23 protein-coding genes are annotated in these 26,006 nt (G+C 71.9%); 13 read left to right on the forward strand and 10 right to left on the reverse strand.

Annotation, left to right across the window (positions count from 1 at the left end):
• Positions 1–62 precede the first annotated feature (62 nt).
• Positions 63–1,112, reverse strand: a complete 1,050-nt coding sequence (locus OG698_RS07665; protein ID WP_406102216.1) for a LacI family DNA-binding transcriptional regulator — start codon at positions 1,110–1,112, stop codon at positions 63–65.
• Positions 1,113–1,310: 198 nt separating this feature from the next.
• Between OG698_RS07665 and OG698_RS07670 the strand changes: the two genes are divergently transcribed.
• The 6 genes from OG698_RS07670 to OG698_RS07695 all read left to right on the forward strand — a co-directional run bounded on the left by OG698_RS07670 (position 1,311) and on the right by OG698_RS07695 (position 8,019).
• The gene (locus OG698_RS07670) at positions 1,311–2,552 is read left to right on the forward strand and encodes a glycosyl hydrolase (RefSeq protein WP_406102217.1); all 1,242 of its coding nucleotides are present in this window, start codon (positions 1,311–1,313) and stop codon (positions 2,550–2,552) included.
• A 47-nt stretch (positions 2,553–2,599) separates the two neighbouring features.
• Positions 2,600–4,618, forward strand: a complete 2,019-nt coding sequence (locus OG698_RS07675; RefSeq protein WP_406102219.1) for an endo-beta-N-acetylglucosaminidase — start codon at positions 2,600–2,602, stop codon at positions 4,616–4,618.
• Positions 4,619–4,734: 116 nt separating this feature from the next.
• Positions 4,735–5,592, forward strand: coding sequence for a TetR family transcriptional regulator C-terminal domain-containing protein (locus tag OG698_RS07680; protein ID WP_406102221.1), 858 nt, complete (start codon positions 4,735–4,737; stop codon positions 5,590–5,592).
• 62 nt (positions 5,593–5,654) lie between these two features.
• Positions 5,655–6,575, forward strand: a complete 921-nt coding sequence (locus tag OG698_RS07685) for a 3-keto-5-aminohexanoate cleavage protein (RefSeq protein WP_399974484.1) — start codon at positions 5,655–5,657, stop codon at positions 6,573–6,575.
• Between the two features lie 2 nt (positions 6,576–6,577).
• Positions 6,578–7,546 carry a 3-hydroxyacyl-CoA dehydrogenase NAD-binding domain-containing protein gene (locus tag OG698_RS07690; RefSeq protein WP_406102222.1) on the forward strand — a complete coding sequence of 323 codons (969 nt, stop codon included), beginning with the start codon at positions 6,578–6,580 and terminating at the stop codon, positions 7,544–7,546.
• Complete coding sequence (locus tag OG698_RS07695; protein WP_406102223.1) at positions 7,543–8,019, forward strand: thioesterase family protein; 477 nt, start codon at positions 7,543–7,545, stop codon at positions 8,017–8,019. Before OG698_RS07690 ends, OG698_RS07695 begins: the two co-directional genes overlap by 4 nt.
• A gap of 9 nt (positions 8,020–8,028) precedes the next feature.
• Here OG698_RS07695 and OG698_RS07700 read toward each other — a convergent pair whose 3' ends face one another.
• Complete coding sequence (locus OG698_RS07700) at positions 8,029–8,952, reverse strand: EamA family transporter (protein ID WP_406102224.1); 924 nt, start codon at positions 8,950–8,952, stop codon at positions 8,029–8,031.
• Between the two features lie 39 nt (positions 8,953–8,991).
• Between OG698_RS07700 and OG698_RS07705 the strand changes: the two genes are divergently transcribed.
• The 6 genes from OG698_RS07705 to OG698_RS07730 all read left to right on the forward strand — a co-directional run bounded on the left by OG698_RS07705 (position 8,992) and on the right by OG698_RS07730 (position 17,081).
• A complete protein-coding gene (locus OG698_RS07705) occupies positions 8,992–9,534 on the forward strand; it encodes a MarR family winged helix-turn-helix transcriptional regulator (RefSeq protein WP_406102225.1) in 543 nt (180 codons plus the stop codon).
• Positions 9,535–9,691: 157 nt separating this feature from the next.
• On the forward strand, positions 9,692–11,677 hold the full coding sequence (locus tag OG698_RS07710) for a hypothetical protein (RefSeq protein WP_406102226.1): 1,986 nt from the start codon (positions 9,692–9,694) through the stop codon (positions 11,675–11,677).
• Positions 11,674–13,173 carry a branched-chain amino acid ABC transporter substrate-binding protein gene (locus OG698_RS07715; RefSeq protein ID WP_406102227.1) on the forward strand — a complete coding sequence of 500 codons (1,500 nt, stop codon included), beginning with the start codon at positions 11,674–11,676 and terminating at the stop codon, positions 13,171–13,173. The genes OG698_RS07710 and OG698_RS07715 overlap by 4 nt, the downstream gene beginning before the upstream one ends.
• 85 nt (positions 13,174–13,258) lie before the next feature.
• Positions 13,259–14,344: a TIR domain-containing protein gene (locus OG698_RS07720; protein ID WP_406102228.1), complete on the forward strand. Its 1,086-nt coding sequence runs from the start codon at positions 13,259–13,261 to the stop codon at positions 14,342–14,344.
• Positions 14,341–16,569 carry a TIR domain-containing protein gene (locus tag OG698_RS07725; RefSeq protein WP_406102229.1) on the forward strand — a complete coding sequence of 743 codons (2,229 nt, stop codon included), beginning with the start codon at positions 14,341–14,343 and terminating at the stop codon, positions 16,567–16,569. Before OG698_RS07720 ends, OG698_RS07725 begins: the two co-directional genes overlap by 4 nt.
• Positions 16,551–17,081: an HIT family protein gene (locus OG698_RS07730; protein WP_406102230.1), complete on the forward strand. Its 531-nt coding sequence runs from the start codon at positions 16,551–16,553 to the stop codon at positions 17,079–17,081. The genes OG698_RS07725 and OG698_RS07730 overlap by 19 nt, the downstream gene beginning before the upstream one ends.
• Here the strand turns inward: OG698_RS07730 and OG698_RS07735 are convergent.
• A complete protein-coding gene (locus OG698_RS07735) occupies positions 16,995–17,423 on the reverse strand; it encodes a hypothetical protein (protein WP_399974466.1) in 429 nt (142 codons plus the stop codon). The genes OG698_RS07730 and OG698_RS07735 overlap by 87 nt on opposite strands.
• 163 nt (positions 17,424–17,586) lie before the next feature.
• On the opposite strand from OG698_RS07735, the gene OG698_RS07740 reads away from it, so the two are divergent.
• Positions 17,587–19,383 (forward strand): acyl-CoA dehydrogenase, encoded by a 1,797-nt coding sequence (locus OG698_RS07740; protein WP_406102231.1) that lies wholly within the window; start codon positions 17,587–17,589, stop codon positions 19,381–19,383.
• Here the strand turns inward: OG698_RS07740 and OG698_RS07745 are convergent.
• From OG698_RS07745 to OG698_RS07775, 7 genes are all read right to left on the reverse strand, one after another.
• Positions 19,325–20,008, reverse strand: coding sequence for a DUF6629 family protein (locus tag OG698_RS07745; protein ID WP_406102232.1), 684 nt, complete (start codon positions 20,006–20,008; stop codon positions 19,325–19,327). The genes OG698_RS07740 and OG698_RS07745 overlap by 59 nt on opposite strands.
• Positions 20,009–20,149: 141 nt before the next feature.
• The gene (locus OG698_RS07750) at positions 20,150–20,833 is read right to left on the reverse strand and encodes a GntR family transcriptional regulator (protein WP_406102233.1); all 684 of its coding nucleotides are present in this window, start codon (positions 20,831–20,833) and stop codon (positions 20,150–20,152) included.
• 119 nt (positions 20,834–20,952) lie between these two features.
• Positions 20,953–21,954 carry a proline racemase family protein gene (locus OG698_RS07755; protein WP_406102234.1) on the reverse strand — a complete coding sequence of 334 codons (1,002 nt, stop codon included), beginning with the start codon at positions 21,952–21,954 and terminating at the stop codon, positions 20,953–20,955.
• A 58-nt stretch (positions 21,955–22,012) separates the two neighbouring features.
• Positions 22,013–22,909 (reverse strand): dihydrodipicolinate synthase family protein, encoded by an 897-nt coding sequence (locus tag OG698_RS07760; RefSeq protein WP_406102235.1) that lies wholly within the window; start codon positions 22,907–22,909, stop codon positions 22,013–22,015.
• 101 nt (positions 22,910–23,010) lie between these two features.
• Entirely contained in the window at positions 23,011–24,435 is a 1,425-nt protein-coding gene (locus tag OG698_RS07765; protein WP_406102236.1) for an NAD(P)/FAD-dependent oxidoreductase, read from the reverse strand.
• Positions 24,432–24,764 carry a (2Fe-2S)-binding protein gene (locus OG698_RS07770; RefSeq protein WP_406102237.1) on the reverse strand — a complete coding sequence of 111 codons (333 nt, stop codon included), beginning with the start codon at positions 24,762–24,764 and terminating at the stop codon, positions 24,432–24,434. The genes OG698_RS07765 and OG698_RS07770 overlap by 4 nt, the downstream gene beginning before the upstream one ends.
• A complete protein-coding gene (locus tag OG698_RS07775; protein WP_406102238.1) occupies positions 24,761–25,927 on the reverse strand; it encodes an NAD(P)/FAD-dependent oxidoreductase in 1,167 nt (388 codons plus the stop codon). The genes OG698_RS07770 and OG698_RS07775 overlap by 4 nt, the downstream gene beginning before the upstream one ends.
• Between the last annotated feature and the right edge of the window lie 79 nt (positions 25,928–26,006).

The raw sequence follows: 26,006 nt of genomic DNA on the forward strand, positions 1-26,006 counted from the left end.
GGGTCGACATCGTTGTCCGAGCGGCGTTGCGTGTGGGGGGCGGCACAGACGGTGGGTCCGGTTCAGGGCGACGCGGCGGCGGTGCTGCCGCGCTGTTCGAGATGGGGCAGTTCGTCTTCCACGCGCAGGGCCGGTCCTCCGTCGAGCAGGGCGAGCAGTTCCTCCGCGGCCCGCCGGCCGAACGCTGCCGTGTCGCGGACGAGCGCGGTCAGCGAGGGGTGCGCGGTACGGCACAGGACGGAGTCGTCCCAGGCCACGATGGAGAGCCGGTCCGGCACGGGGATGCCCGAGCCGGCAGCGACGGCGAGCCCGGCGACGGCCAGGACGTCGTTGTCGTAGACGATCGCCGTCGGCGGGGCGTCGGACGCAAGGACGCGGCGCGTGACCTCGGCGCCCTCGGTGTCCGAGTAGTCCGTGGTGATCGACCGGACGTCGGTGAGGCCGCGCCGCTCCGCCTCCGTGCGCAGCGACTGGATGCGGCGCCGAGTGTGGGCGAGTTCAGGCAGGCCCGCGATGTGCACGATCCTGCGGTGTCCGAGGCCGTGCAGATGGCTCACGATGGACGCCATGGCGCGGGCGTCGTCGGCCCACAGGTTGGAGATGCCGGGGTGTCCGGTGCCGTCGTCGCCGGGCGGCAGGGAGCCGATGACGACGGCCGGCAGGCCGAGTTCGTCGAGGAGCGGCGGCCGGGGGTCGTCGGCCCGCGGGTCGACGACGAGGACGCCGTCCACCCTGCGCTCGGCCCACCAGCGCCGGTAGGCGTCGCACTCCGCGGACAGGTCCTCGACGACCTGGAAGAGCAGGCCGAGGCGGCGCCTGGCGAGGACCTCCTGGATGCCGGAGACGAGCTGGAGGAAGAACGACTCGACGCCGAGCGTGCTGGCCGGGCGGGCCAGCACGAGGCCGACCGTGGCCGCGCCCTCGCCCGACAGGGCTCGCGCCGCGGCGCTGGGCCGCCAGCCCAGCTGGTCGGCGACGCGGCGGACCCGGTCCCGGGTGGCCTCCGAGACACCGGGCCTGCCGTTGAGCGCGAAGGAGACGGCGCTCTCGGACACGCCCGAGCGCAGCGCGATGTCCTTGATGGTGGGGCGTCTGGCGGGGGTACGCCGCATGGCTTGGCTCCTGGATCCGCTTCGCCGGACGGTTCGCACGACTGGCTAAAGCGCTTGAGTTCGGTGGAGACTAAAGCGCTAAAGCCGCCTCGGCAAGAGGGCTCGTAAAAATCTTCTGGAACTGCGCAAAGGGTGGATGCGAGCTAGGAGTTGAGGGCAGACTGCCCGGGATTCGATTCCGATAGCCGGGAGTCCTCGATGCGTTTCGGCGCCAACTACACGCCCAGCCAGGGGTGGTTCCACCACTGGCTCGACTTCGACCTCGACGCCGTGCGCGCGGACCTGGACGCGATCGCCGCGCTGGGTCTCGACCATGTGCGCGTGTTCCCGCTGTGGCCCGTCTTCCAGCCCAATCGCTCCCTGATCAGACCGCGGGCGGTCGAGCAGCTGGTGGCGCTCGCGGACGCGGCCGGCGAGCGCGGCCTCGATGTCAACGTGGACGGGCTCCAGGGGCACCTGTCGAGTTTCGACTTCCTGCCCGCGTGGACGCGGACCTGGCACCGCCGCAATATCTTCACGGATCCGGACGTCGTCTCGGCCCAGGAGGACTATCTCCGGACGCTCGCCTCCGCGCTCGCCGACCGGCCGAACTTCCTGGGAATGACGATCGGCAACGAGATCGCGCAGTTCGCGGCGGGCCCTCCGCATCCGGACCCGGACCGCATCACCCCTGGGCAGGCCGGGAGTTGGCTGGAGCGGGTGCTCGCCGCGTGCGAGGAGGGGGCGCCGGGGCTGCCGCATCTGCACGCCGAGTACGACGCCTCCTGGTACCAGGACGACCAGCCGTTCACCCCGGCGCACGCGGCGCGGCTCGGCGCGATGACGGCGGTGCACTCGTGGGTGTTCAACGGCACGGCGCAGCGCCACGGCCGCAGCGGCCCTGCGACGTCCGGGCATGCCGCGTATCTGGTCGAGCTGTCGAAGGCGTGGGCGCTCGACCCACGGCGGCCGGTGTGGCTCCAGGAGGTGGGCGCGCCGCAGCCGCTGATCCCGGCCGAGTACGCGGCCGAGTTCACGGAGGCCACCGTCGACGCCGCCCTGGACTGCCCGGATCTGTGGGGCGTCACCTGGTGGTGCTCGCACGACGTCAGCCGCGACCTCGCCGACTTCCCCGAACTCGAGTACTCGCTGGGCCTGTTGACGAACGACGGCGAGGTGAAACCGGCCGGCAAGTCCGTGTCCGAGATCGCCGCCCAGTGGCGGGGGCGCGAGCACGCGCCGGCTCCGCGCACGACGGCCCTGGTCGTGGACGCGGGCGACGAGGACCGGGCCCCGCACCGCTCGGCGTGCGCACCGGGCGGGCCCGTCTTCGAGGCGTTCACGCGTCTGACGGCGGACGGGGCGCGCCCGACGACGGTCCTGGCGGGCCTCGCGGACGACGCGGGCCATCTCGCGGCGCGCGGGATCACCGAGGTCGTGACGGTTGACAACGTTGCCTGATCCCCGCATCCGCCCTGAACTCGTCCCCGCCTCACCGGAGTTGACTCATGGCTGACGACCACTCCCCCGCGCTCCCGTACATGCACGGCTACGACGCCGCCGCACTCAAGAGCTGGAACCCCGGAACCGACCGCTGGGCGCGCCACTTCCGCTCGCGCGTGCCGCTCGCGCCGCGCATCGCCCCGTTCCCCGCCACACAGGCGCACCCGGACCTGGCGACGGGCCCGCAGCTGATGAACCTGACCTACGACTACGACGACGCCTTCTTCACGGCCCGCAAGTACGGCGACGCGTTCGCGCGCCGCCTGCTGCGCTTTTGGCAGTACTCCGACTTCTACGGCTCCTGGCACGGCCTCCCCGTCGACGGCTCGCCCGCGGAAGACCCCGCGCACGGCCTGGTCAACCTGCCCAACCCTGCCTACACCGACGCGGCCCACCGCAACGGCGTGCGCAGCCTGGGCTGCTGGTTCTGGCCGCGCTCCGGGGACTTCGAGGACTATCTGGAGCAGCGCCCCGACGGCTCGTTCCCCGTGGCCGACAAGCTGATCGAGATGGCCGCGTACTTCGGGTTCGACGGCTACTTCATCAACCACGAGGCCGAGACACCACCCGGACAGGCGGCGCGCCTTTACGACCTGCTGCGCTCACTGCGGGAGCGCGCCCCGGAGGGATTCCACCTCCAGTGGTACGACACGATCACACCGGACGGACACCTCGACTACCTCAACCACCTCAACGCGGACAACGCCCCCTGGCTCGAAGTCTCCGACAGCTTCTTCGCGAACTACTGGATGACGCCTGAGGGCGTCGAGACGTCCCGTGCGACGGCCCTGAAGCTGGGCCGCGACCCCTACGCGTCGGTCTTCCACGGCACGGAGAACGAGCAGTTCGGCTTCGACCCCGAGTACGATCCGCGGCTGCTGTTCCCGCCGGGGGAAGCGGCGCGCACGAGCTGGGCGCTGTTCGGCTCCCACTTCGTGAAAGAGCTGGCCCCTCACCACGACGACCCGGACGCCCAGGACGAGGTGTTCCGGCGCGAGCGCCGGTACTGGTCGGGGCCGCATGAGGATCCCACCCGCAGCGGCCGCCTCCTCCCCCACGACCGACAGACACCACGCGACCGGGACGACCACCGGGCATGGGATGGCGTGGCGCACCACATCACCGAGCGGTCGGTCATCGGTTCGTTCCCGTTCGTCACCCGCTTCAACACCGGTCACGGACGCGCCTTCTTCCTCGACGGACGGCGGGCCTCGGGCGACGACTGGCACAACGCCTCCGTCCAGGATGTGCTGCCGACCTGGCAGTTCTGGACGCGGACAGAGGGGACGGGCGCAGCGGGTACCGGCGCACAAGGCACGGGCGCCGAGGGCACCGGCCCAGAGAGTGCGGGCGCCCCACTGTCGGTCGACTTCGACCACGACCTCGCGTACGACGGCGGGTCCTCGCTGCTCGTCTCCGGTCCGCTCGGGCCGGACGGCGCGACGACGGTGCGCCTCTACAAGACGGCGCTGGCCGTCACCGGGCCCGAGCGCCTCGCCGTGACCGCCCACGGCACGGACGGCCCGGATCTGGAGGTGGGGCTGCTGTTCCAGGACGCGCCCGACGCCTTCACCTGGCTCGCGGCCGGATCGGCGGCGGGCTGGCACACGACGTCGCACAGCCTCGCCCCCTTCCGGGGACGGACGATCGCGGCCGTCGGCCTGCGTGTGTCGTCCCGTCGGCCGACCCGGTGCGCGATACGGATCGGCGAACTCGCCCTGCTCGGACCTGAGTTCGCGGCGCCCGCCCCGCCCGAGGACTTCAGGGTCGACGAGGCGCTCATGGACGCAGGGACGGCCCATATCCTCCTGTCCTGGCGCCTCGCCGGACACGGGGTCCACCACTACGACGTGCTGCGAGACGACGACGGGAGCTGGCTCGGCCGGATCTACGACGACGTGTACTGCGTGAGCCTTCCCTTGCCCTCCGCGTCGGAGCCCGCCACGCGGCTGCGGCTCGTGGCGGTCGCGCCGGACGGGTCCCGGAGCGCGCCCGCGACGGCGGAGGTCCACTGGTCCCGTTGAGTACGCATTGAGCTCTTGACTGATGCGCCAGTCAGCGGCTCAATACACCCACTGATCTGTATTGATGTGGGGCCACGTGTTGAGATCTGCTCAACACGCGGTTAGGGTCGTCGACCGTGGAGCACGGAGACGAGAACCGAGACGAGGTCGCCGCCCGGGTGCGGGAGGTGATCACCGCCGCCGGGGTGAGCCAGCGCGAGTTCGCCCGGCGGATCGTCATGGACCCCTCCAAACTGTCCCGGTCCCTGAGCGGCACGCGCCGCTTCACGGCGGCCGAGCTGGCCCGGATCGCCGACGAGGGGCAGGTGGACGCGGGCCGGCTGCTCGGCGCGCGGCACCGGCCCCCGGCCCGCCCGGCGGGCACCGCCGTCCCGGTCGAGGGAGGCCGCCCCTCGCAGATCGTGCGCGAGACGGTCCGCCTCATCGCCGAGCGCGGCTTCCACGCCGTACGGGTCTCCGACATCGCCGAGGCCTGCGCGACCAGCACGGCCGCCATCCACTACCACTTCCCCGGCCGCGCGGAACTCCTCGAGGCCGCCGTGCGGTGGTGCATGGACGAGGACACCGCCCACCGGGCGACGCGCACCGCCGACACGGCAGACCCGGCCGACGAGCTGCGCCAGCTCATCGTGCTCCAGACGCCGCGCACGACGCAGCAGCGCAGGCAGTGGGCGGTGTGGCTGGACCTGTGGGCCGAGGCGGCCCGCTCCACGGCGGTCGGCGACCTGCACGCCGAGTACTACCGGCAGTGGCGCGAGACCGTCGCCGACGTCGTGCGGCGCGGTGTCGCACTGGGTTCGTTCAGACCCGTCGACCCGGAGGCGGCGGCGCTCGCGCTCACCGCCCTGATCGACGGCCTGGCCACCCAGGTGCTCGCCACGGCTCCCGGCGCCCCCGGCACCGACGCCGAGGCGATGCACACGGCTCTGCTCGCGTACGTCGACAGCACCCTGACCGCGCCCGCCCCCCGATGAACTGACTTTCCCTCACATCCCCCTGCCCCCAACGGCCTTCGGGCCCAAGGAGCGATGTCCGCATGCCCATGAACCAGGACGTCATCATCACCTGCGCCCTCACCGGCGCCGGCGACACCGTCCGCAAGAGCCCCCACGTGCCGGTCACCCCCGAGCAGATAGCCCGCTCCGCGGTGGAGGCGGCGGACGCGGGCGCCGCCGAGGTCCACATCCACGTACGCGACCCCGAGACCGGAGCGCCCTCGCGCGACCCGCGGCTGTACCGCGAGGTCGTCGAGCGGATCAGGGAGACCGGCACCGACGTCGTCATCAACCTCACCGCCGGGATGGGCGGTGACCTGGTCATAGACCCGGACGAGCCGCTCAAGCAGCTGCCCGGGACCGATCTCGTCGGCGGCCTCGAAAGGCTCCCGCACGTCGAGGACCTGCTCCCCGACATCTGCACCCTGGACTGCGGCTCCCTCAACTTCGGCGACGGCAGCAACCTCTACGTCTCCACCCCGGACATGCTCCGCGCGGGCGCCCGGCGCATCCAGGAGCTGGGCGTGCGGCCCGAGTTGGAGATCTTCGACACGGGTCACCTCTGGTTCGCCAAGCAGCTGCTCGCCGAGGGCCTGCTCGACGACCCAACCGTCTTCCAGCTCTGCATGGGCATCCCATGGGGCGCGCCCGCCGACCCGGGCGTACTCCAGTCGATGGTCAACATGCTGCCGGAGGGCGCCCAGTGGGCGAGCTTCGCGCTGGGCCGGATGCAGATGCCGTGGGTCGCGCAGTCCGTCGTGCTCGGGGGGCACGTCCGCGTCGGCCTGGAGGACAACCTCTATCTCGGCAAGGGCGTCAAGGCCACCAACGCGCAGCTCGTCGAGCGCGCCGTGACGATCGTCGAAGCGATGGGCGCCCGCGTCGCCACCCCGGACGAGGCCCGCCAGAAGCTCGGCCTCAAGCCCCGCACCCCGTCCGCCGCCCAGGAAGGACCCGCCTGATCATGACGTCGACCGAACCCGAGAACGTACGCCGCGTCGCCTGTGTGGGCGCTGGGGTGATCGGCGGCGGCTGGGTCGCCCACTTCCTGGCCCGCGGTTACGACGTCACGGCCTGGGACCCGGCGCCCGACGCGGAGCTGCGGCTGCGCCGCCTCGTCGACGCCGCGTGGCCCGCGCTCACGCAGCTGGGCCTCGCCGACGGGGCGTCCACGGACCGTCTCACGGTGACCGCCACCCTCGAAGAGGCCGTGGCGGACGCCGAGTTCGTCCAGGAGAGCGCCCCGGAGAAGCTGGAACTCAAGCGCGATCTGCTGGCCCGACTGGACGCCGCGACGCCGCCCGGTGTCGTCATCGCGTCCTCCACGTCCGGCTATCCGATGACCGACATGCAGACGGACGCCGAGGGCGCGGGCCGCCTCGTCGTTGGGCACCCTTTCAACCCGCCGTACCTCATCCCGCTCGTCGAGGTCGTCGGCGGCGAGCGGACCACGGCGGAGGCGGTGGCGTGGGCCTCCCGCTTCTACGAGGTGGCGGGCAAGTCCGTCATCACCATGGACCGCGAGGTACCCGGCTTCATCGCCAACCGCCTCCAGGAAGCGCTGTGGCGCGAGGCCCTGCACATGGTCGCCAACGGCGAGGCCACGGTGAAGGAGATCGACGACTCCATCACCGAAGGACCCGGCCTGCGCTGGGCGTTCATGGGCCCGATGCTGACGTTCGCGCTCGCGGGCGGCGAGGGCGGCATGGCGCACATGCTGGACCACTTCGGCCCCTCGCTGAAGTCGCCGTGGACCCGCCTCGAAGCCCCCGAGCTCGACAAGTCGCTGTACGACTCCGTGGTCGCCGGCTGCGACGACGCGGCGGCCGGGCGGACCATCGCCGACCTCGTGGCCGAGCGCGACCAGGGCGTCATCGACGTACTGCGCGCGACGGGCCGCCTGCCCGGCGCCCGGAAGGAGGAAGGCAAGTGACGCCGCTGCCCCTGCTGCACCGCACCGTCCGCGCCGAGTGGATCGACTACAACGGCCATATGAGCGAGGCCTTCTACGTCCTAGTCTTCGGGCACGCCACCGACGCGCTGATGATCGAGACGGGCCTGCACTCCGGGTACCGCGAGTCCACCGGCTGCTCCCTCTACACCGTCGAGTCGCACCTGCGCTATCTGCGCGACGTCCCGGAGGGAGCGGCACTCGCCGTCCGCAGCCGGGTCCTGGGCGCCGCCGCCAAGAAGGCCCGCTTCACCCACGAGATGTACGTCGTCGCGGCCCCGGGCACGGAGCCCGCCGAGGACGCGCAGCCCGTCGCCACGACGGAGCTGCTCGCCGTGCACGTCGACCAGAAAGCGGGGCGCGCCGCGCCGTTCCCCGACGAGGTCCGCGCGCGCTTCACCGAGCTGACCGAGCCGCCGCCCGAGTGGGCGGGAAGGTCGATCGCGGTGGTGTAGGTCCGGGGTTCACTCATGACGGTGCCCGGCCTCCGGAGCGGGGCCGGGCACCGTCTCCGCTGCCGCGGTGCCGCGGATCCTCGGGGCGCGGCGGACCCGCCGGCCGATGAGGATGCCGGCGAGGACCAGGAGCAGGCCGCAGACCTGGCGCACGGTAAGCGACTCCCCCGCGACCAGCGTGCCCAGGAGTACCCCGGTCACCGGGTTGAGCAGCCCGACGAGTCCGACCGTCGCGGCGGGCAGGTGGCGCAGGCCCGCGAACCAGGCTGCGAACGCGAGCGCCGTCGCCACGACGGTGACGTAGCCGAAGCCCAGGACGGCCGGCGCGTCGAGCGACGGCGGCGCCCCCTCCACGATCACTGCGAACGGCAACAGCAGGAGCCCTCCGGCGATCAGCTGCCAGGACGTCGACGCGAGCACGTCGGACGCGTGGCTCCAGCGCTTGGCGAGGATGTAGCCGAGGGACGACATGCCCATCGCCGCGACGGAGGCGAGCACTCCGAGAGGGTCGGCCGACGCGGCCCCGGTCAGCAGCATCAGACAGACGCCGGCGATCCCGGCGGCGGCCCCCACGAGGTGCGCCGGGCTGGGCCGTTCGGCGATTAGCGCCCAGGCGATGGCCATCATGACCAGCGGGGACGTCGCCATGATCGTCGAGGCGGTGCTCGTCGGCAGGAGTTGCGCCGCGACGTAGACCAGGGCGAAGAAGGCGCCCATGTTGAGGGCGCCGAGGACGAGGGACTTCCACCACCACGATCCGCGGGGCAGCTGACGGCGGACAGCGAGGAGCAGCAGCCCGGCCGGGAGGGCTCTGAGTACCGCCCCGTAGAGCGGAGTGCCCGCGGGCAGGTAGGCGTGGGTGACGAAGTAGGTCGTTCCCCATGCCACGGGCGCGATCGCCGTGAGCATCGTCCATCGCAGAGTAGCTTCCATGGAAGGAATTATGTCTTCCATGGAAGCTATAGTGAAGTCATGCCCCCGGAACAGCCCCACGGGCCCCACCGCACCGGTCGGCCCCTCGACCACATCGCGCGCATCCAGGCCGAGTGGGCCCGCGAGCGGCCGGACGTCGACGTCACCCCGCAGGGAGTCATCGGCCGCCTGCACCGCCTGGGTGCGCTGCTCACCGAGCAGCTCTGTCTCGTCTACCGGCGATACGGCCTGAGCGAGGGCGAGTTCGACGTCCTGGCCGCGCTGCGCCGCGCCGGCGAGCCGTTCGAGCGGGCCCCCGGCGAGCTGGCCGCGCACACCATGGTCACGACCGGAGCGATGACCAAGCGGATCGACCGCCTCGAACGCGGCGGCCTCGTCACACGCCGCCGCGCCGCGGGGGACGGCCGGGGCCGGGTGGTGGCCCTTACGCCCGCGGGCCGGGACCTGATCGACGACGCGTTCAGCGAGCACATGGCCAACGAACACCGCCTCCTGGCCGCCCTCGGACCGGACGAGGCCGAGCACCTGGAGTCCCTGCTCACCTCGTGGCTGGCCCGCGTGGAACCGCCGCGCGGCGCCTGAGACCGGGGGCCGCACCGGCGCCTGCCGCAGACCGCTCCCGCCAAAGATCAGCCAACTCCGTGGGAAACCTGAATACTTGACGTCACGGAGTGCCCCATGTGGCATTCTCGCTGCACTGATGCCCTGCAGATCACCGAGAGACGAGGGAGCAGGGGCCGTGACGGAGCACTCGGCAGTCACCGGCGTGCGAGGGCGCGGAGGCATCGTCTCGCTCGCGGAGTCGACGCTCGCGCTCGACCGCGCCGCGGAGCGTCCGCTGACCATGCTGCTCGGGCCACGCGGCAGCGGCACCAGCGAGCTGCTGTGCGTCCTGATGGAGCAGTTCGGGACCCAGCACCCGTTCGGATACGTCAAGTTCACGTCGGGCCAGGAACTGCTGCCGCGCTACGCCCTCGGCCTGCTCGCCCGGCAGCTGGCCCGGAATCTGCCGAGCTACCGGCACACCTCGTTCCCGCGTCTCGCCCTGGGGCTGCTCGCCTCCGACCAGGGCCTTCCGCAGCAGGCCCTCACCGGAGGGCAGCGCGGCATCAAGGGCGCCCTCGCGGACCTCGAAAAGAAGGCCAAGCACCAGCACGGCGACTATCTGGCCGCCTATCTGACGGTCGCCCAGGCCTCGATCGACGCACCCGAAGGGGCGAGCCGGAGCGCGCGTACGCTGCTCTCCGCGGCGACCGACACGTCCGCGCGGTCCTGGGCCGGGCGCTGGGACCACTCGGCCGCCGCCTGGTTCGGACAGCACCGCCTCACCCACAGCTCCGACCCCTGGGAGTCCCTGCTCGAACTCAACCGCTGGCGTCACCAGGGCGACGAGCGCGACAAGCTCCGGCTCGACCAACTCCTGTGCGCAGCCTTCCTGGAAGACCTCCGCACCAGCGTCAAGGGGCCCTTCCGGCCGCGCTCGTACCTGCTGCTGCTCGACGAGGTGCACACCGACCACGGCCGCGAGTTCCTCGATCTGCTGCTCCAGGCCCGGCACGACGACACGGTGCTCGGGCGCCGCCCGTGCGACCCGCTGTCCGTCGTCGCGGGCTGCAACCGGTGGCTGCCCCGCTGGGGCCCCGCGACCGGCGAGGAGTGGCCGTGGCAGCCGCGCGAGCCCGACCGGGCCTCTCTCGCCGACTGGCGCGAGCACCGCCCGTCCGGGGACGGCCAGGACACCTGGTGGTATCCGCTGCGCATGCGCGACCTCGACCGGGAGGAGGTGCGCATCCATGTCGAGCAGCAGCTCAACACCCACCCCGAACTCACGCCGTTCACCACGCTCGCGCCGTTCGTCCACCGGCTCACCGGCGGTCTGCCCAAGGCCGTCCAGCAGGTCTTCGAAGTGCTCGGCGGGCCGAACGTGCCCCAGGTGCCCGGCCCGCAGCAGAACCTCTGGCTGCGCGACCTGCCGCAGCGCACCGTGTCGGCCGGGGGACGCAAGCCGTTGCTCGTGGACGCCGCGCTCGACGACCTGCTCGCCGACTTCGACGCGGCGGACCGCGACCGGCTCGCCCAATGTGCCGCCGCCGACGACCTGTTCGTGGGCGCGCAGCTGCTCGGCCGCGGCGCGGAGCTGTTCACCGACATCCGCAGCCGCTGGCTGCTGAGCGCTCCCGGCACCCTGTCCCTCCATCCCTGGCTCCGGCGGATGCTGCTGTGGCACCTGGCCGGACGGGCCGGCGCCTGGGACACCGCACACGAGGTCCTCGCAGAGCATTACGCGAACGGGGAGCAGCGCGTTCAGGAGCTCTACCACCTTCTCGCGCTGGAAAAGGTGGACGAGGTCGCCGAGTATCTCGTGACCCTGCGCAACACGGCGCGGACGGAGGAGTGGCTCAGTGCCTTCCACGCCATCACCTCGGCCCCCAACCGGCTCGCCCACCCCGGCGGCCCGCTGGAACTGCGGGCGCGGCTCGCGCCGTCCGACCCCGGCGACCAGGTGACCGTCCCCGCCGTGATCCGCGACCTGGTGGTGGCGCGCTGGCTGTGGAGCGACCCGCTCACGGATCCCGGCAGGCAGCTCAGCCCGGTCCTCGCCGACGGCTTCGTGCACCTGTCCCGACTGTGGAGGAACTACAACGTGGCTCTGGTCAACGAGGCGGAGCGCTACCGGCTCACGACACCCACCCGTACGTCGCCGATACTCGGGAGCGGGACATGAGCCCTCTGGCCTGGCCCCGGTGGCGCGAGTGGTCCTGGCGGACGGTGAAGCTGGTCGCGGCCGGGGTGGCGCTCGCGGTGGTGTTGTCCGTCGCCGGATTCGTGATCGTCGACAAGGTCTCGGACGCCCGCGCCCGCTGCGCCGACGGCGTGACGCATGTGGACCCGGACCGGGAGTGCGTCGGCGTCACCGACGGCTCGTACACGTTCGCCGGACATCTCAAGCGGGTCGAGAAGAAGATCGAGGAGGAGAACAAGCGGGTCTACGACCACCGCGGCACGGACCCGTACGTCACCGTCGCCTATCTCACCTCCTTCACGGTCACCGACGACGACAGCAACTCCGAGGACTCCGTACGGCACGAGCTCGAAGGCGCCTATCTCGCGCAGGTCCGGCACAACACGGGCGACCTCGCCGCCTCCCCGAAGATCCGGCTGCTCGTCGCCAACACCGGGAGCAGCGCGCGCCATTGGGAGCACACCGTCGACGAGCTGATCGCCCGCAAGAGCGCTCCCGACCGGCTCGTCGCCGTGGCGGGCCTCGGCCCGAGCACCGGCCCGGACGTGAAGGCACTGCGCAAGCTGTCGAAGAACGGCATCGCCACGGTCTCCAGCATCATGACGGCGACCGACATCAAGGGGATACAGGGTTTCGTGCGGGTCGCGCCGACCAACGCGGACGAGGCGCGGGCGGGCGCCGCGTACCTCAAGCGGCAGAAGAACAAGTACCGCACCGCCGTCGTCATCCAGGACGCCGACAAGGACGACCTCTACGCGTCCACCCTCGGCGACGCGTTCAGCGCGGAGTACCCGGACAAGAAGCACCGCCTCGTCGCGGACCGGATCACCTACGACTCCTCGGTGCCCTCGGCCTGGCCCAACGAACTCCACTACACCGCCGAACAGTTGTGCGGCGAGCGGCCCGAAGTGGTCTATTTCGCGGGGCGTGGACGCCATCTGTCGCACTTCCTGAACGCGCTCGCCAACCGCACCTGCCAGTCGCGGAACTTCACCGTGCTCACCGGCGACGACACGACGAACCTGACACCCGGGGAACTCGCGGCCGCCGCGCGCACCGGCGTGACCATGCTCTACACGGGCCTGGCCCACGCGGACATGTGGCGCAACGACCCGGGCGCGGTCTCGGGACCGTCGGCCGGCAGCTTCCAGCCGGGCGGCGCTCTCGACAAGTGGTTTCCCGGCGACGCCCGTTACGACGGCCAGGACATCATGGGTCACGACGCGGTGCTCACGGCGGCGCAGGCGATCCGGATGGCGTCCAACTGGCAGGGCGAGGTGACCGGGCGCTCGGTCGGCCGGATGTTCCTCCAGCTCGACGGGGACCGCAAGGTGCCCGGCGCGAGCGGCTTCCTGTCGTTCAAGGACAACGGCGACCCGCGCGACAAGGCGGTCCCGATCCTGCGGCTCACGCCGAAGGGCGAGTCGGAGCTGGTGGACGTGTCGGCGCCGGGGGGCGAACCGGCCACGGGCGGGTAGTGCGTCCCGCTACCCACGGCGTTCAACCCGGCCTATTCTCAGGGATGTTGAACCGGCCGGCCCCGGCGGCAGTCTGTGAGGGCGCGTGGATCCATCCGCTTTCTTCTACACGAGCTGCACCCGCGGCGACGGCTGGCCGGCGCTCACCCGTTTCCACGCCGATCTGGAGTACCGGCTGCGGGCGCAGGAGGGTTACGGCATCAGCGGCGCGCTCGGCGCGGCGATGAACCCCGACGCGGTGCCGAGCAGCGCCATCACCAAGGCCGGCGTGATGATCGCGCTCTACTCCCCGAGGTATTTCCTGGACCGCGGCTGCGGCCTGGAGTGGGCCGTCATCCAGTCCCGGATGCGCCGCCGCGCGAACATCGAGGGGATCCAGGTCCCCGGCTGTCTCATTCCGGTCTGCTGGAAACCGGTGGCCGAGCGTCTGATCCCGCAGGAGGTGCGCCGCTCCGAGTCGTTCCCCGGGCCCGGCGCCTTCGACTGGCTCAGGGAGCAGGGCCTTCAGGCCCTGGTGCCGTCGTCGGACCCGGGCGCGGACGAGCGGTACTACGTGTTCGTCGAGCAGCTGACGAAGAGCATCCTGGAGGCGGGGCGCGCCGGGCTGGCACCGCTCGGGGCCGACGAAGCGCGCGACACGCTCCCCGCGTTCGGCTCCGCGCAGGGCGCGACCAGCGCAAGCGACCCCCTCCTCAGGGTGCCCGAGCAGCCTGATCCCCGGCACGAGAGTGCCGTCGGTGAGCCCCGTTCGGTCGCGATCAGCTACGTCGGCGCCGACCAGGCGTGGGCCGACTGGATGGACGGCGTGCTCCGCGAGGAGGGCCACACCGTGCGGCAGCGGCGCCGGCGGGTCGGCCACGAGACCCTGTCGCAGGCCGTGGAGCGCGCCCGGGACGGCGCCGACCGGGTCGTGGTCGTCTTCTCCCGCAGCTACTTCGACGCCGGAGACACCGCCCCCACCGACTGGGAGGCCGCCTTCACCCCACCCGCCTCCGACCCGTCCTGGCTCGTCGCCGTGCAGATCGACGCGGCGCCCCGGCCCGTTCTCGTACGCGGAGTCAAGGTCCTCGCTCTGGAGGGCTCCGGTCCCGACCAGGCCGAACGGCTCCGCGAAGGCGTCATGGACACGGCGGGTACGGCGCCCCGTGACCCGGCGGGGGGAGCGCGTTGACCGGGTCGAGACGTTCCGCCACCGATCCGCCGCCGATATCGAACCTGCCGGTCCAGGCGACCCCGTTCGTCGGCCGTGACGAAGAGATCGCCGCCATCCACGACCTGTTCGAGGAGCATCGCGCGGTCCTCCTCCACGACCCGGCCGACCGGCAGCACGGGTACGGCAAGTCGGAGGCGGCGATCACCTACTGCCACCGCTACCGCATGCGCTACCGCGTGGCCTGGTGGTTCAACTGCTCCCACGAGAGCGATCCCCACCGGCTGCGTCAGCTGATCGACCGCGGGACGGACGAGCTGCACACACGGTATCGCGAGGTCCTGCGCGTCACGGACATCCCCGAACGGCCCGACGACAAGTGGCTGCTCCTGTACGACAACGTGGCCGATCCTGACCGTGTCCACGACCTCTTCCCGGCCGGCGACGCCCGGATCCTGGTCACGTCCCGCTCGCCGGGCCCGGGGTGGGACGAGGCCGCCCGGCTGCCCGTCGGCGACCTCGACCCCGCTGAAGTGGCCAGTCTCTTCCGTCAGTTGGCCGAGATCAGACAGCCGGTGGCCGAAGATCTCGCCCGCGCGTTCGCGGGGCATCCTCAGCAGATCATCGCGGTGGCCGAGCAGATCCGCCGCGGCACCCCGCCCGCCACGTGCGTCGCGCTCGCCGACGCCGTGCGGCTCGCGCCCGCGCCGGCGCGGCCCGCGCCGCCGCAACCGTCGGGCCATGTGCGGATGAGCGCCCAGGACCGGGAGACGCTCATCGACACCCTGCTGTCCTCGCCGGTCTGCCGGGACCTCCCCAGCTACCGTGCCTGGATCAAGGCCATCGACCGGCGGGCGGCTGTATCGTCCGGCCTGCCGTCGGAGAGGGAGACCATCCGTACGCGCGTCGTCGGCCTGGTGTCCATCGCCCTCAGCCGGGACGCTCCCGATGTCCTGCTGGCCCTCGCCGAAGCCTTCGAGGACAGGGCCGGCCGACACGAGGCGCAGCTCGTCCGGGCGCTGATCGGCCCGGCGGCGGCGAACTGGAACGAGAACAAGGAGCCGATACGCGCCGTGCTGCCCCCACGCCCCGCCGATGCCCCGTTCTTCTTCACCAGCTACGCGAACCGGGAGGACGACCAGGACCATGTCGCCGAGTTCCACGAGCAGCTCGAACAGGAGCTGCGCATCAAGCGCGGCCGCAACGTGACGAGTACGGGCTTCCTGGACCGCCGCAGTCTCCAACTCGGCCTCACCTGGCGGGAACCGATGGTCGAGGCGATCCGCTCGACGCGGCTCCTGGTCGCGCTGATCACCGCGGACTACTTCGAGAGCGAGTGGTGCCGGCGGGAGTGGGCCGTGATGACGGAGCGCGCCCGCCGGGCCGGGCGTTCGCCCGGGGACGAGCCGGTCGCCATCCTGCCGCTGTTCTGGGTCAAGCCCCGCGGCCCGCTTCCCAAGGATCTGGCCGCCATCCAGTACAGCTCGCCCGCGCTGTTCGGCGGGAGCAAAGCCCCGGACAACCTGATCGACCTGCTGCGCGAGGACAAGAAGAAGGCCGCGGCCTTCATCCGCAGGCTCGCCGACACCATGATCGACGCGGCGGACCGCGATCTTCCGGCGCTCGACGCGGACGCCGTACGGGACATTCCGCTCGCGTTCGGCGAGTGGGACACGGGCGACACGTCGCTGTCGGGCTCCAAAGCGGGTTCGGGCCCTGGTACGGGCGATGCCCAGCCACATCCCGAGCCGCAGCCGCAGCCGACGCTTGGGGCTGAACCGGATCCGGCGCCCCCCGAGCAGGCCGAGCACACCCCCGCGCTCCCCCTCGTGCCGGACCCTCGCGTCTCCCCCGACCGGCCCGAGCCCCCGGTACGAGCCACAGAACCCCCGCCCCTGACCGCCCCCACTCCCCCGGCGGCCTCCGACAAGACCCGGCTGATCGAGGCACTGACGACCGGCCCGCTGCGCGAGCCCACGCGGTACACGCCCTGGGTCGAGGCCGTGCTCCGGGACGTCGACCAGGCGCACCATCCCGCGGTCACGCAGTTCGTCGACCCGCTCAGAAGACGGGTGCACCTGCTCGTGAACTTCGCCTACGACCAGACCACCCCTGACCTGTTCCGCGCCATGGCCCGGGCGCTCACGCTGGTCGACCCCGGCGGCTCCACCGCTCCCGACGAGACCGTGACCGCGGTGCAGAAACTGGTGGACCGTATCGTCGCGGCATGGCCCCATCACACATGACACCGAACCGAAGACCGGCGCGCGACTGCCCGTTCTGCCACATCGCCGCGGGTACAGGACCGGCCCGCCTGGTCGCCGCCGGCCCGGACGTCATCGCCTTCCTGCCGCTGCGCCCGGTCCATCCCGGCCATGTCCTCGTCGTGCCGCGGCATCACCTGGAGGACATCTGGGAGCTGGACGTGGAGACGGCAACGGCCGTGACCGGTACGGTACTTCGGGTCGCGCACGCCGTGCGTGCGGTGTTCCGTCCCGACGGGCTCAACGTCATCCAGTCGTCGGGGGCCGCCGCGACCCAGACGGTGCCACACCTGCACGTCCATGTGGTCCCGCGATTCACGAACGACCGGATGGGCGCCATCTGGCCCGCCCCTGACGGCGGTTCACCCGTCGCCCTGGACGACGCGGCGAGCCGGCTGTCCAAGGCCCTAGAACAGGACGACCAGGGCGATGAGTTGAGCCAGGGCGAGGCCGCCGTAGAAGAGCGCGACGGTCAGGGAACCCGCGGCCCGTAGGGCGCCGGCCCGCTCCGCTCCGGCGCTCGCGTCGAGGCTGAACGGCTCTATGCCGCTGCCCGGCCGCCGCACCTTGTCGTAGAGACGTCTGAACAGCCGCTCCTTGTACAGGAAGTACCCGTCGAGCAGCCAGAACGCCACGATGGGGACGAAGCCGGTGGCCGCCACCGTCCGGCTCTCGTTCCCGGCGGCGAAGGCGAGCAGCGCACCCATCAGGGTCAGCGCCCAGCCCTTGATCAGGAACGAGTTGTTGCCCATCCGCGCGACGACGGCCTGGATCAGTTCGAGGTGCCTGATCTGACCGTCGTCCAGAACGGTCCGGCTCGCAGGTTCCCCTGTCACGGCATTCCCCCTTCGGGCGGAACCCTACCGAGGGGCGCCCGGCGCCGTTACCCCCGTCACTCACTGGTCGAATAAGCGACTGCTTAGTACGCTGGTGGGGCGGGGCCCGCCGGCCCCGTGGTTCGGTACCGCCCGTCACCACCAGTGCGCCTGGAGTAAACGCATGGCATCCCTGCTGCTGTCCCGCCGCGATCTCGAGTTCCTGCTGTACGAGTGGCTCGACGTCTGCGCGCTCACGTCCCGGGAGCGGTACGCGGACCACTCCCGCGAGACCTTCGACGCGGCGCTCGAGCTGAGCGAGCAGATCGCGACGCGGCACTTCGCCCCGCACAACAAGAAGAACGACGCGCAGGAGCCCACCTTCGACGGGGAGCGGGTGCACATCATCCCCGAGGTGAAGGAGGCGCTCCGGGTCTTCGGGGAGTCGGGGCTCATCGCGAGCACCATGGACCACGAGGTGGGCGGCGGGCAGCTGCCGTCGGTGGTCGCCGACGCGTGCTTCGCCTGGTTCCAGGCCGCGAACGTCGGCACGGCCGCGTACCCGTTCCTCACGATCGGCAACGCCAACCTCGTCCTCGCGCACGGCTCGAAGGAGCAGATCGACACCTTCGTCCGCCCCATGGTGGAGGGACGGTTCCTGGGGACGATGTGCCTCTCGGAGCCCCAGGCGGGATCGTCGCTCGCCGATGTGCGTACGCGGGCCGAGCGGCAGGAGGACGGGACGTACCGCCTCTTCGGGAACAAGATGTGGATCTCCGGCGGCGAGCACGAGCTGTCGGAGAACATCGTGCACCTCGTGCTCGCCAGGAACCCCGACGGGCCGGCCGGCGTGAAGGGCCTGTCGCTGTTCATCGTCCCCAAGGTCCTTGTACACGAGGACGGTTCGCCGGGTGAACGCAACGACGTGGTCCTTGCGGGCCTCAACCACAAGATGGGTTACCGGGGCACGACGAACACTCTCCTCAACTTCGGTGAGGGCGCCCACCGGCCGGGCGGCGCGCCGGGCGCCGTCGGGTATCTCGTCGGCGAGGAGAACCGCGGGCTCTCCTACATGTTCCACATGATGAACGAGGCCCGGATCGGCGTCGGCCTGGGCGCCACCGCCCTCGGCTACACCGGCTATCTGCATGCTCTCGACTACGCCCGCACGCGCCCGCAGGGCCGTCCTCTCGCGGGCAAGGACCCGGCCGCGCCGCAGGTCCCGATCCTCGCGCACGCCGACGTCCGCAGGATGCTCCTGGCCCAGAAGGCCTACGTGGAGGGGGCGTTGGCGCTCACCCTGTACTGCGGCCGGCTCCTCGACGAGCAGCACACCGGCGCCACTCCCGAGGCCCGCGCGGAGGCCCGGCTGCTGCTCGACGTGCTCACCCCGATCGCGAAGAGCTGGCCCTCGCAGTGGTGCCTGGAGGCCAACAGCCTCGCGATCCAGGTCCACGGGGGCTACGGCTACACACGCGAGTACAACGTCGAGCAGTTCTACCGCGACAACCGTCTCAACCCCATCCACGAGGGCACGCACGGCATTCACGGTCTCGACCTGCTCGGCCGCAAGGTCGTCATGGACGGCGGGGCCGGGCTCCGCCTCCTCGTGGAGCGCGTCACCGCGACGTCCGCCCGCGCGGCCGAAGCGGGCGGAGAAACTGCCGAGTACGGCGCCCGGCTCGACGCCGCCGTACTCCGTGCGGTCGCCGTGACCCAGCGCCTGTGGTCGACCGGCGACCCGGAGACCGCCCTGGCCAACGCGAGCGTCTACCTCGAAGCCGTCGGGCACGTCGTCGTCGCCTGGATGTGGCTGGAGCAGCTGCTGGCCGCGGCGTCCGGCACGGAGGCCGTCCACGAGGGCAAGCGCGGCGCGTGCCGCTACTTCTTCCGGCATGAACTGCCCAAGACCGAGGCGCAGTTCAGTCTTCTGGAGTCCCTGGACCGGACGGCTGTCGATCTCGCGGAGGATGCATTCTGACCGGCTGACCGGCGCTGCGGCCCGTCCACCGGAGCAGGGCGACGGAGCAGACGGCCGCGAACGCGCACCACGTCGAGATGAACTCCCACCGCCACAGCGCGAAACACACCGCCGCGCCGGCCGCGACCAGCACACCGAGCAGCACGAGGCCGCGGTCGGCGGACAGGAGCAGGGAGCCCACCGTGGCCAGGAGGTACCCGGCGACCAGGAGCCCGGCGTGCGACAGGCCGATGGCGTACCCGACGGTGTGCCCGCGGATCTCGGCGGTCACGGTGCGGGTCGCCAGTGCGTACGCGAGTCCCGCCGCGGTCACGGCCCCGGCCGCGAGCGGGATCAGCAGCCGCCCGCGGGCGCGCCGGGGCGCCGCGCACACCACCCCGGCGGGCACCCACAGGGCCAGGACCGGGAGGGCGATCACGGCCCAGGCGAGGGTGGCGGAACCCGTCCCGCCACCGGACCGCCACAGGACGGACTCGATGATCTGATGGGCGCCGAGCAGCAGCGGCAGCGCCGCGAGCGGCAGGTCGCGGGGCCGTCGCGCGCGGACCGTCCGTGCGACGCATACGGCTCCCACGGCCGCGATCGCGGTGCCCGCCACGAGATCGGCCGTCGCGCTCCAGCACATGCCACATCACCACGGTTCCGGGTCGTGCGCGCCGACGCCCGTCGCCGTCCGCAGTGCGGCCACGCTACGACGCCGCGGGCCGCCGCCCGCCGCGCCGACACGGGAGCGGCGGGTTACGCGGCCGATCAGCCCGGCGGTGGGCTACTGCGCCCAGAGCCCTCGCACGTGCCCGAGGTGGCGGGTCATCACGGCGCGCACCGCCTCCTCGTCACGGGCGACCAGGGCGTCGAGGATCTCCAGGTGCTCCTCGGCCGACGCCTCCAGACGGCCCGCCTCGACCAGCGCGTTCAGCCCGTAGAGCCGGGAACGCTTGCGCAGGTCGCCGACCACCTCGACCAGGTGCTCGTTGCCGGAGAGGGCGAGCAGCCCCAGGTGGAAGCGGATGTCCGCCTCGACGTACGCGATGAGGTCGCCGGCGACCGCCGCGTCGACGATCTCCCGCGCGACCGGCCGCAGCGCCTCCAGTGCCGTGAGGTCGGCGGTGGTGGCGAGTTCCGCCGTGGTCGGGATCTCGATCAGCGAGCGGATGTGCTTGTACTCGTCGAGCTGCTTCTCGGAGACGGCCGTGACCCGGAAGCCCTTGTTCGGCACCGCGTCGACGAGACCCTCTTTCGCGAGGTCGAGCATGGCCTCGCGCACCGGCGTCGCGGACACCCCGAAGCGGACGGCGAGGGTCGGCGCCGAGTACACCTCGCCCGCCCGCAGCTCACCGGCGATCAGCGCGGCGCGCAGCGCGTCGGCGACCCGCTCGCGGTAGCTGCTGCGCGTCCCGCCGAGACTGGGCAGGGCGGGAGCGGCGGACGGGGCGCTGCGCCGGTCGGCCATGGGGTGGTCCTCCTAGGTGACATGTCACGTTCCACAAGTATCCCGTGGCGGGTGGAGTGCTGCGGGACGGGTGCTACGGGAGAGGTGCTGCGGGACAGGTGGCTGGTACGGGACTGGCGCTACAGGACGAATCCCGCAGGAAAGGGGTCGTCCGGATCGAGCAGGTACTGGGCCGTCCCGGTCACCCACGCGCGGCCGGTGAAGCTGGGCAGCACCGCCGGGGTCCCGGCCACGTCGGTGGTATCGAGCAGCCGACCGGTGAACTGGGTGCCGATGAACGACTCGTTCACGAACTCCGTGTGCAACGGCAGTTCGCCACGCGCGTGCAGCTGGGCCATACGCGCGCTCGTTCCCGTGCCGCAGGGCGAGCGGTCGAACCAGCCGGGGTGGATCGCCATCGCGTGCCGGGAGTACCGGGCGGTCGCCCCCGGCGCGTACAGATGGACGTGATGGCAGCCGCGGATGGACGGGTCCTCGGGGTGTACGGGCTCGTCCTTCGCGTTGATCGCGTCCATCAGCGCGAGGCCCGCCGCGAGGATCTCGTCCTTGCGTTCGCGCTCGAAGGGCAGGCCGAACCGGTCGAGCGGCAGGATCGCGTAGAAGTTGCCGCCGTAGGCCAGGTCGTACGTGATCGTGCGTCCGTCGGCGAGCGTGATCTCGCGGTCGAGGCCGACGGAGAACGACGGCACGTTCCGCAGGGTGACGGACTTCGCCGCACCGTTCTCCACGGCGACCTCGGCGACGACGAGCCCGGCGGGCGTGTCCAGGCGGATGGTGGTGACCGGTTCGACGACCTCGACCATGCCCGTCTCCACGAGGACGGTGGCGACGCCGATCGTCCCGTGCCCGCACATCGGGAGGTAGCCGGAGACCTCGATGTAGATGACGCCGTAGTCGCAATCGGGCCTGGTCGGCGGCTGGAGGATCGCTCCGCTCATCGCGGCGTGCCCGCGCGGCTCGTTCATCAGTAGCTGCTTGATGTCGTCGCGGTGCTCACGGAAGTACAGGCGGCGCTCGTTCATCGTGGCGCCGGGGACGGTACCGATGCCGCCGGTGATCACCCGTGTCGGCATGCCCTCGGTGTGTGAGTCGACCGCGTGCAGGACGAGTTTGCTGCGCATGTCGGAAGCTGCTCCCTGGAAGTGGATACGGTGGACGTATGCGAGTGCGGTCGCGTGGTCAGACGAGACCGGCGGCGACCGCCTGTTCGGTGGCGGCGCGCACCGCCTTCTCCTGGTCCGGCAGAAGCGGCATGCGCGGCGGGCGGCACGGGCCTCCGTGGCGGCCGATCATGTCCATGGACAGCTTGATGGCCTGGACGAACTCCGGCCGCGAGTCCCACCGCAGGAGCGGGTGGAGCTGCCGGTAGAGGGAGGTCGCGGTGGCGAGGTCGCCGGACACGGCGGCGCGGTACAGCTCGACAGACGCGGCGGGCAGCATGTTCGGGTACCCGGCGATCCAGCCCTTGGCGCCGGCCAGGGCCAGTTCGAGCAGGACGTCGTCCGCGCCGATCAACAGGTCGAGTTCCGGGGCGAGTTCGGCGATGCGGTACGCCCGCCGCACGTCTCCCGAGAACTCCTTGACCCCGCGGACGAACCCCTCGCGGTGCAGCTTCGCGAGCAGTTCCGGCACCAGGTCGACCTTGGTGTCGATGGGGTTGTTGTACGCGACGACGGGGAGGCCCACCGCGGCGACCGTCTCGTAGTGGGCGAGGACGGAACGCTCGTCGGCGCGGTAGGCGTTGGGCGGGAGCAGCATCACGGAGGCGCAGCCGGCGTCCTTGGCCTGCTCGGCCCAGCGACTGGCTTCGGCGGAGCCGTAGGCGGCGACGCCGGGCATCACGCGCTGCCCGCCGATCGCGGCGACGGCCGTCTCGACGACCTTGGCACGCTCCTCCGGCGTGAGCACCTGGTACTCGCCGAGCGAGCCGTTGGGCACGACTCCGTCGCAGCCGTTCTCGACGAGCCAGGCACAATGCTCGCCGAACTTGGCGTAGTTGACGGAGAGGTCGTCGTTCAGCGGGAGCGGCGTGGCTACGAGGACGCCGTGCCAAGGGCTGCGCTCGGACGTGGTCATGGGCTGTGTCTCCTCTGTGCCTGTGGCGTGTGACATTGCACTTTTGGCTACGGTCTGATGTAGACGATCTGATGGATACGGCCGTTGGAGTGGCGTCCGGGTCACTCGTGGGGCAGGTCCTCCCCCGCCCGAGCGAGCACTCCGAGCGGCACGGGACGGGCGAACGGCCTTCTGGACGGCCGCAGTTCACATCCCGCAAGACCGGCGACAGCCGGTCCGCACATGCGGCCCTGGCACCAGCCCATGCCGGCCCGGGTCAGCAGTTTCACGGTCCGCACGTCGGTGGCCCCGAGCTCGCCGACCGCCTCACGGATCGCGGAGGCCGGCACCTCCTCGCAGCGGCACACGACGGTGTCGTCGGTGACCTGCTCGCCCCAGTGCGCACGCGGCGCGAAGACGGCATCAAGAGCGGCGATGAACTCCCTGCTCTTGGCACGGGACTTGGCGGCGGCCTCCCACGTCCGCGGGTCGGGTTCGTGCCCCGCGAGCCGTGCCGCGGCGGAGCACCCCGCGATGTGGCCCTCGGCGAGCGAGAGGGCGGCGCCGCCCACGCCGGTGGCCTCACCCGCGGCCCACACTCCGTGGACGTCGGTGCGCTGCTCGTCGTCCACGGCCACGGCCGGCCCTTCGAGACGGCAGCCGAGGGTCTCGGCGAGGTCGGTGTGCGGCAGCAGGCCATGGCCGACGGCGAGGGTGTCGCAGCGGATGACCTGCCCGGAGCCCGGCGCTACGCGCCCCTCGCGGTCGAGCGCGGCGATGGTGACGGCTTCGAGCGTGCCGTCACCATGCGCTTCCACGACGGCGTGCCTGGCCTTCAACCGCACCCGGCGGCGCATCAGTTCAGCGACGTACCCGGCCCCTTCGACGAGCTTGTCCGGGTGGGCGGACAGCGTACGCGCGTGCCGGGCTACGTCCTTCGCCCCGGCGGACTCGACCAGTGCGGCGACCTCCGCACCCGCCGCGGCCAGTCCGGCGGCGACCGGCAGCAGCAGGGGCCCCGTGCCCGCCACGACGGCCGTACGCCCCTGGAGGACGAGTCCGCCCTTGAGCATGGCCTGCGCGCCGCCCGCGGTGATCACACCCGGCAGGGTCCAGCCCGGGAACGGCAGCACCTTCTCGTAGGCGCCGGTCGCCAGGATGGCGGCGTCCGCACGCACCACGGACGGCTCCTCCTGGGCCGGGCCGTGCAGCGCGTGGACGAGGAAGCCGGATGCCCCGTCGAGCCGTTCCACGCACCACACGTGATGATCTGTCAGGTGGGTGATGCGGCCCGTCGCGATCTGTGCGGCCAGGCCGTCCCGCAGCCGCTCCCAGGTCCGCCACTGGTGGTGGAGCGCCTGCGGGCGGCGGGCGCCCAGTTCCTCTGCGGGCTGGCGGTAGAACTGGCCGCCGGCCTGCGCGCCCGCGTCGATCAGCGTCACGCGGCTCCCGCGGACGGCCGCGGCGAGTGCGGCGGCCAGCCCGGCGGGCCCGGCCCCGATCACGGCGAGCGTGCGCGCCGAGCCCTCATGTGCGCCACGCTTCATGACCCCTCCCCCTCCGCCGCGTCGTCGTGTCCGGTGCCGTGCTGCGTGCGGATGTCGTCGCCCGCTTCTGCCCGTACGAGGCAAGCCCGTTGGTTGGGGCGGCCGTTGACGGTCACGAGGCAGTCGAAGCAGACGCCGATGCCGCAGAAGACTCCCCGCGGCTCGCCCGTCCCGCGCGTGGTGCGCCAGGAGGTGACGCCCGCCGACCACAGCGCCGCGGCGACGGTCTGCCCGGGCAGCACCCCGATCTGCGCGCCGTCGAAGGTGGCGGTGTGCGCGGGTCCGGGCTCGGCCCTGACGAGATCCAGTGGTGTGCGCTTGTTGTTCACGAGGCCTCCTCGGGGAACCGGTCCGGGCGGAAGGGCGCGAGCGCGGGATCCGGCCCTCCGCCACCGAGCGCTCCGGCGATCAAATGTCCTGTGCCCGTGGCGAGTCCGATGCCGGCGCCCTCGTGTCCACAGGCATGGAAGAGGCCGGGCACGCGCGCGTCCGGTCCGATCGCCGGCAGATGATCCGGCATGTACGGGCGGAACCCCAGGTAGGACCGCATCACGCGGACGGTCTCCAGGAAGGGGAACAGCCGTGCCGCCCCCGCCGCGAGCGACCGCGCGACCGGCAGCGAGAACGTGCGGTCGAATCCGACGCGTTCGCGGCTCGCGCCGATCAGCACGGGACCGGCCGCGGTGCCCTCGACGACCGGCGAGGTCTGCAGGGCAGCCGAGTCGCTCGCGACGTCGGCCACATAGTCGGCGGCGTACACCTTGTGCCGGACCAGGCGCGGCAGCGGCTCGGTGACGAGGACGAAACCGCGTCGCGGCAGCACCGGCAGCCGGACCCCGGCGAGGGCGGCCAGCTCGCCGCCCCAGGTGCCTGCCGCGTTCACGACGGCGGGGGTGTGGATCTCACCCCGGCCGGTACGGACGCCTCGCACGGAACCGTCCGCCGACCGGAGCACCGCGGTGACGGGCGCGCCGGTCAGCAGTCGCGCTCCCGCCGCGCGTGCAAGGCGTACCAGGTGCGCGGCGGCCAGTGTGGGCATCACCTGGGCGTCCTGCGGGTAGTGGACGCCGCCCGGCATGCCAGGGGCGAGTTCCGGTTCGAGAACGTAGAGCTCGTCGGCCGTGACGGCGCGCGCGTCGACACCGGCGTCGCGCTGCTGCACGGCGAACTTGTCCAGTGCCGCCAGGCCTTCGGCGGACGACGCCACGACGACGCCGCCCTTGGCCTCGAACTCGACGGCCTCGGCCACCCCCGGCTCGGCCGCGAGCTCGGACCACAACCGGGCGGAGAGCAGGGCGAGTTCGAGCTCCGGTCCGGGTTCCTTGTCGGAGACGAGCAGGTTCCCCTCGCCCGCGCCGGTGGTGCCTCCGGCCACGGGGCCCCGGTCCACCAGGACGACGGAATGCCCCGCCCGCGCCGCATAGAGGGCACAGGCGGCGCCCACCATTCCGGCGCCGACCACCACAACATCGCAGGTCAGCCGCGTAGTCACGGCAGTACTATGTCACATGTTCCCAAGCGCGCCAAGGGACACTAGGCTGACGGGCAGCTCAGCCGAAACCACTACGGAA

Source organism: Streptomyces sp. NBC_01003 (assembly GCF_045162695.1).
Classification (GTDB): domain Bacteria; phylum Actinomycetota; class Actinomycetes; order Streptomycetales; family Streptomycetaceae; genus Streptomyces.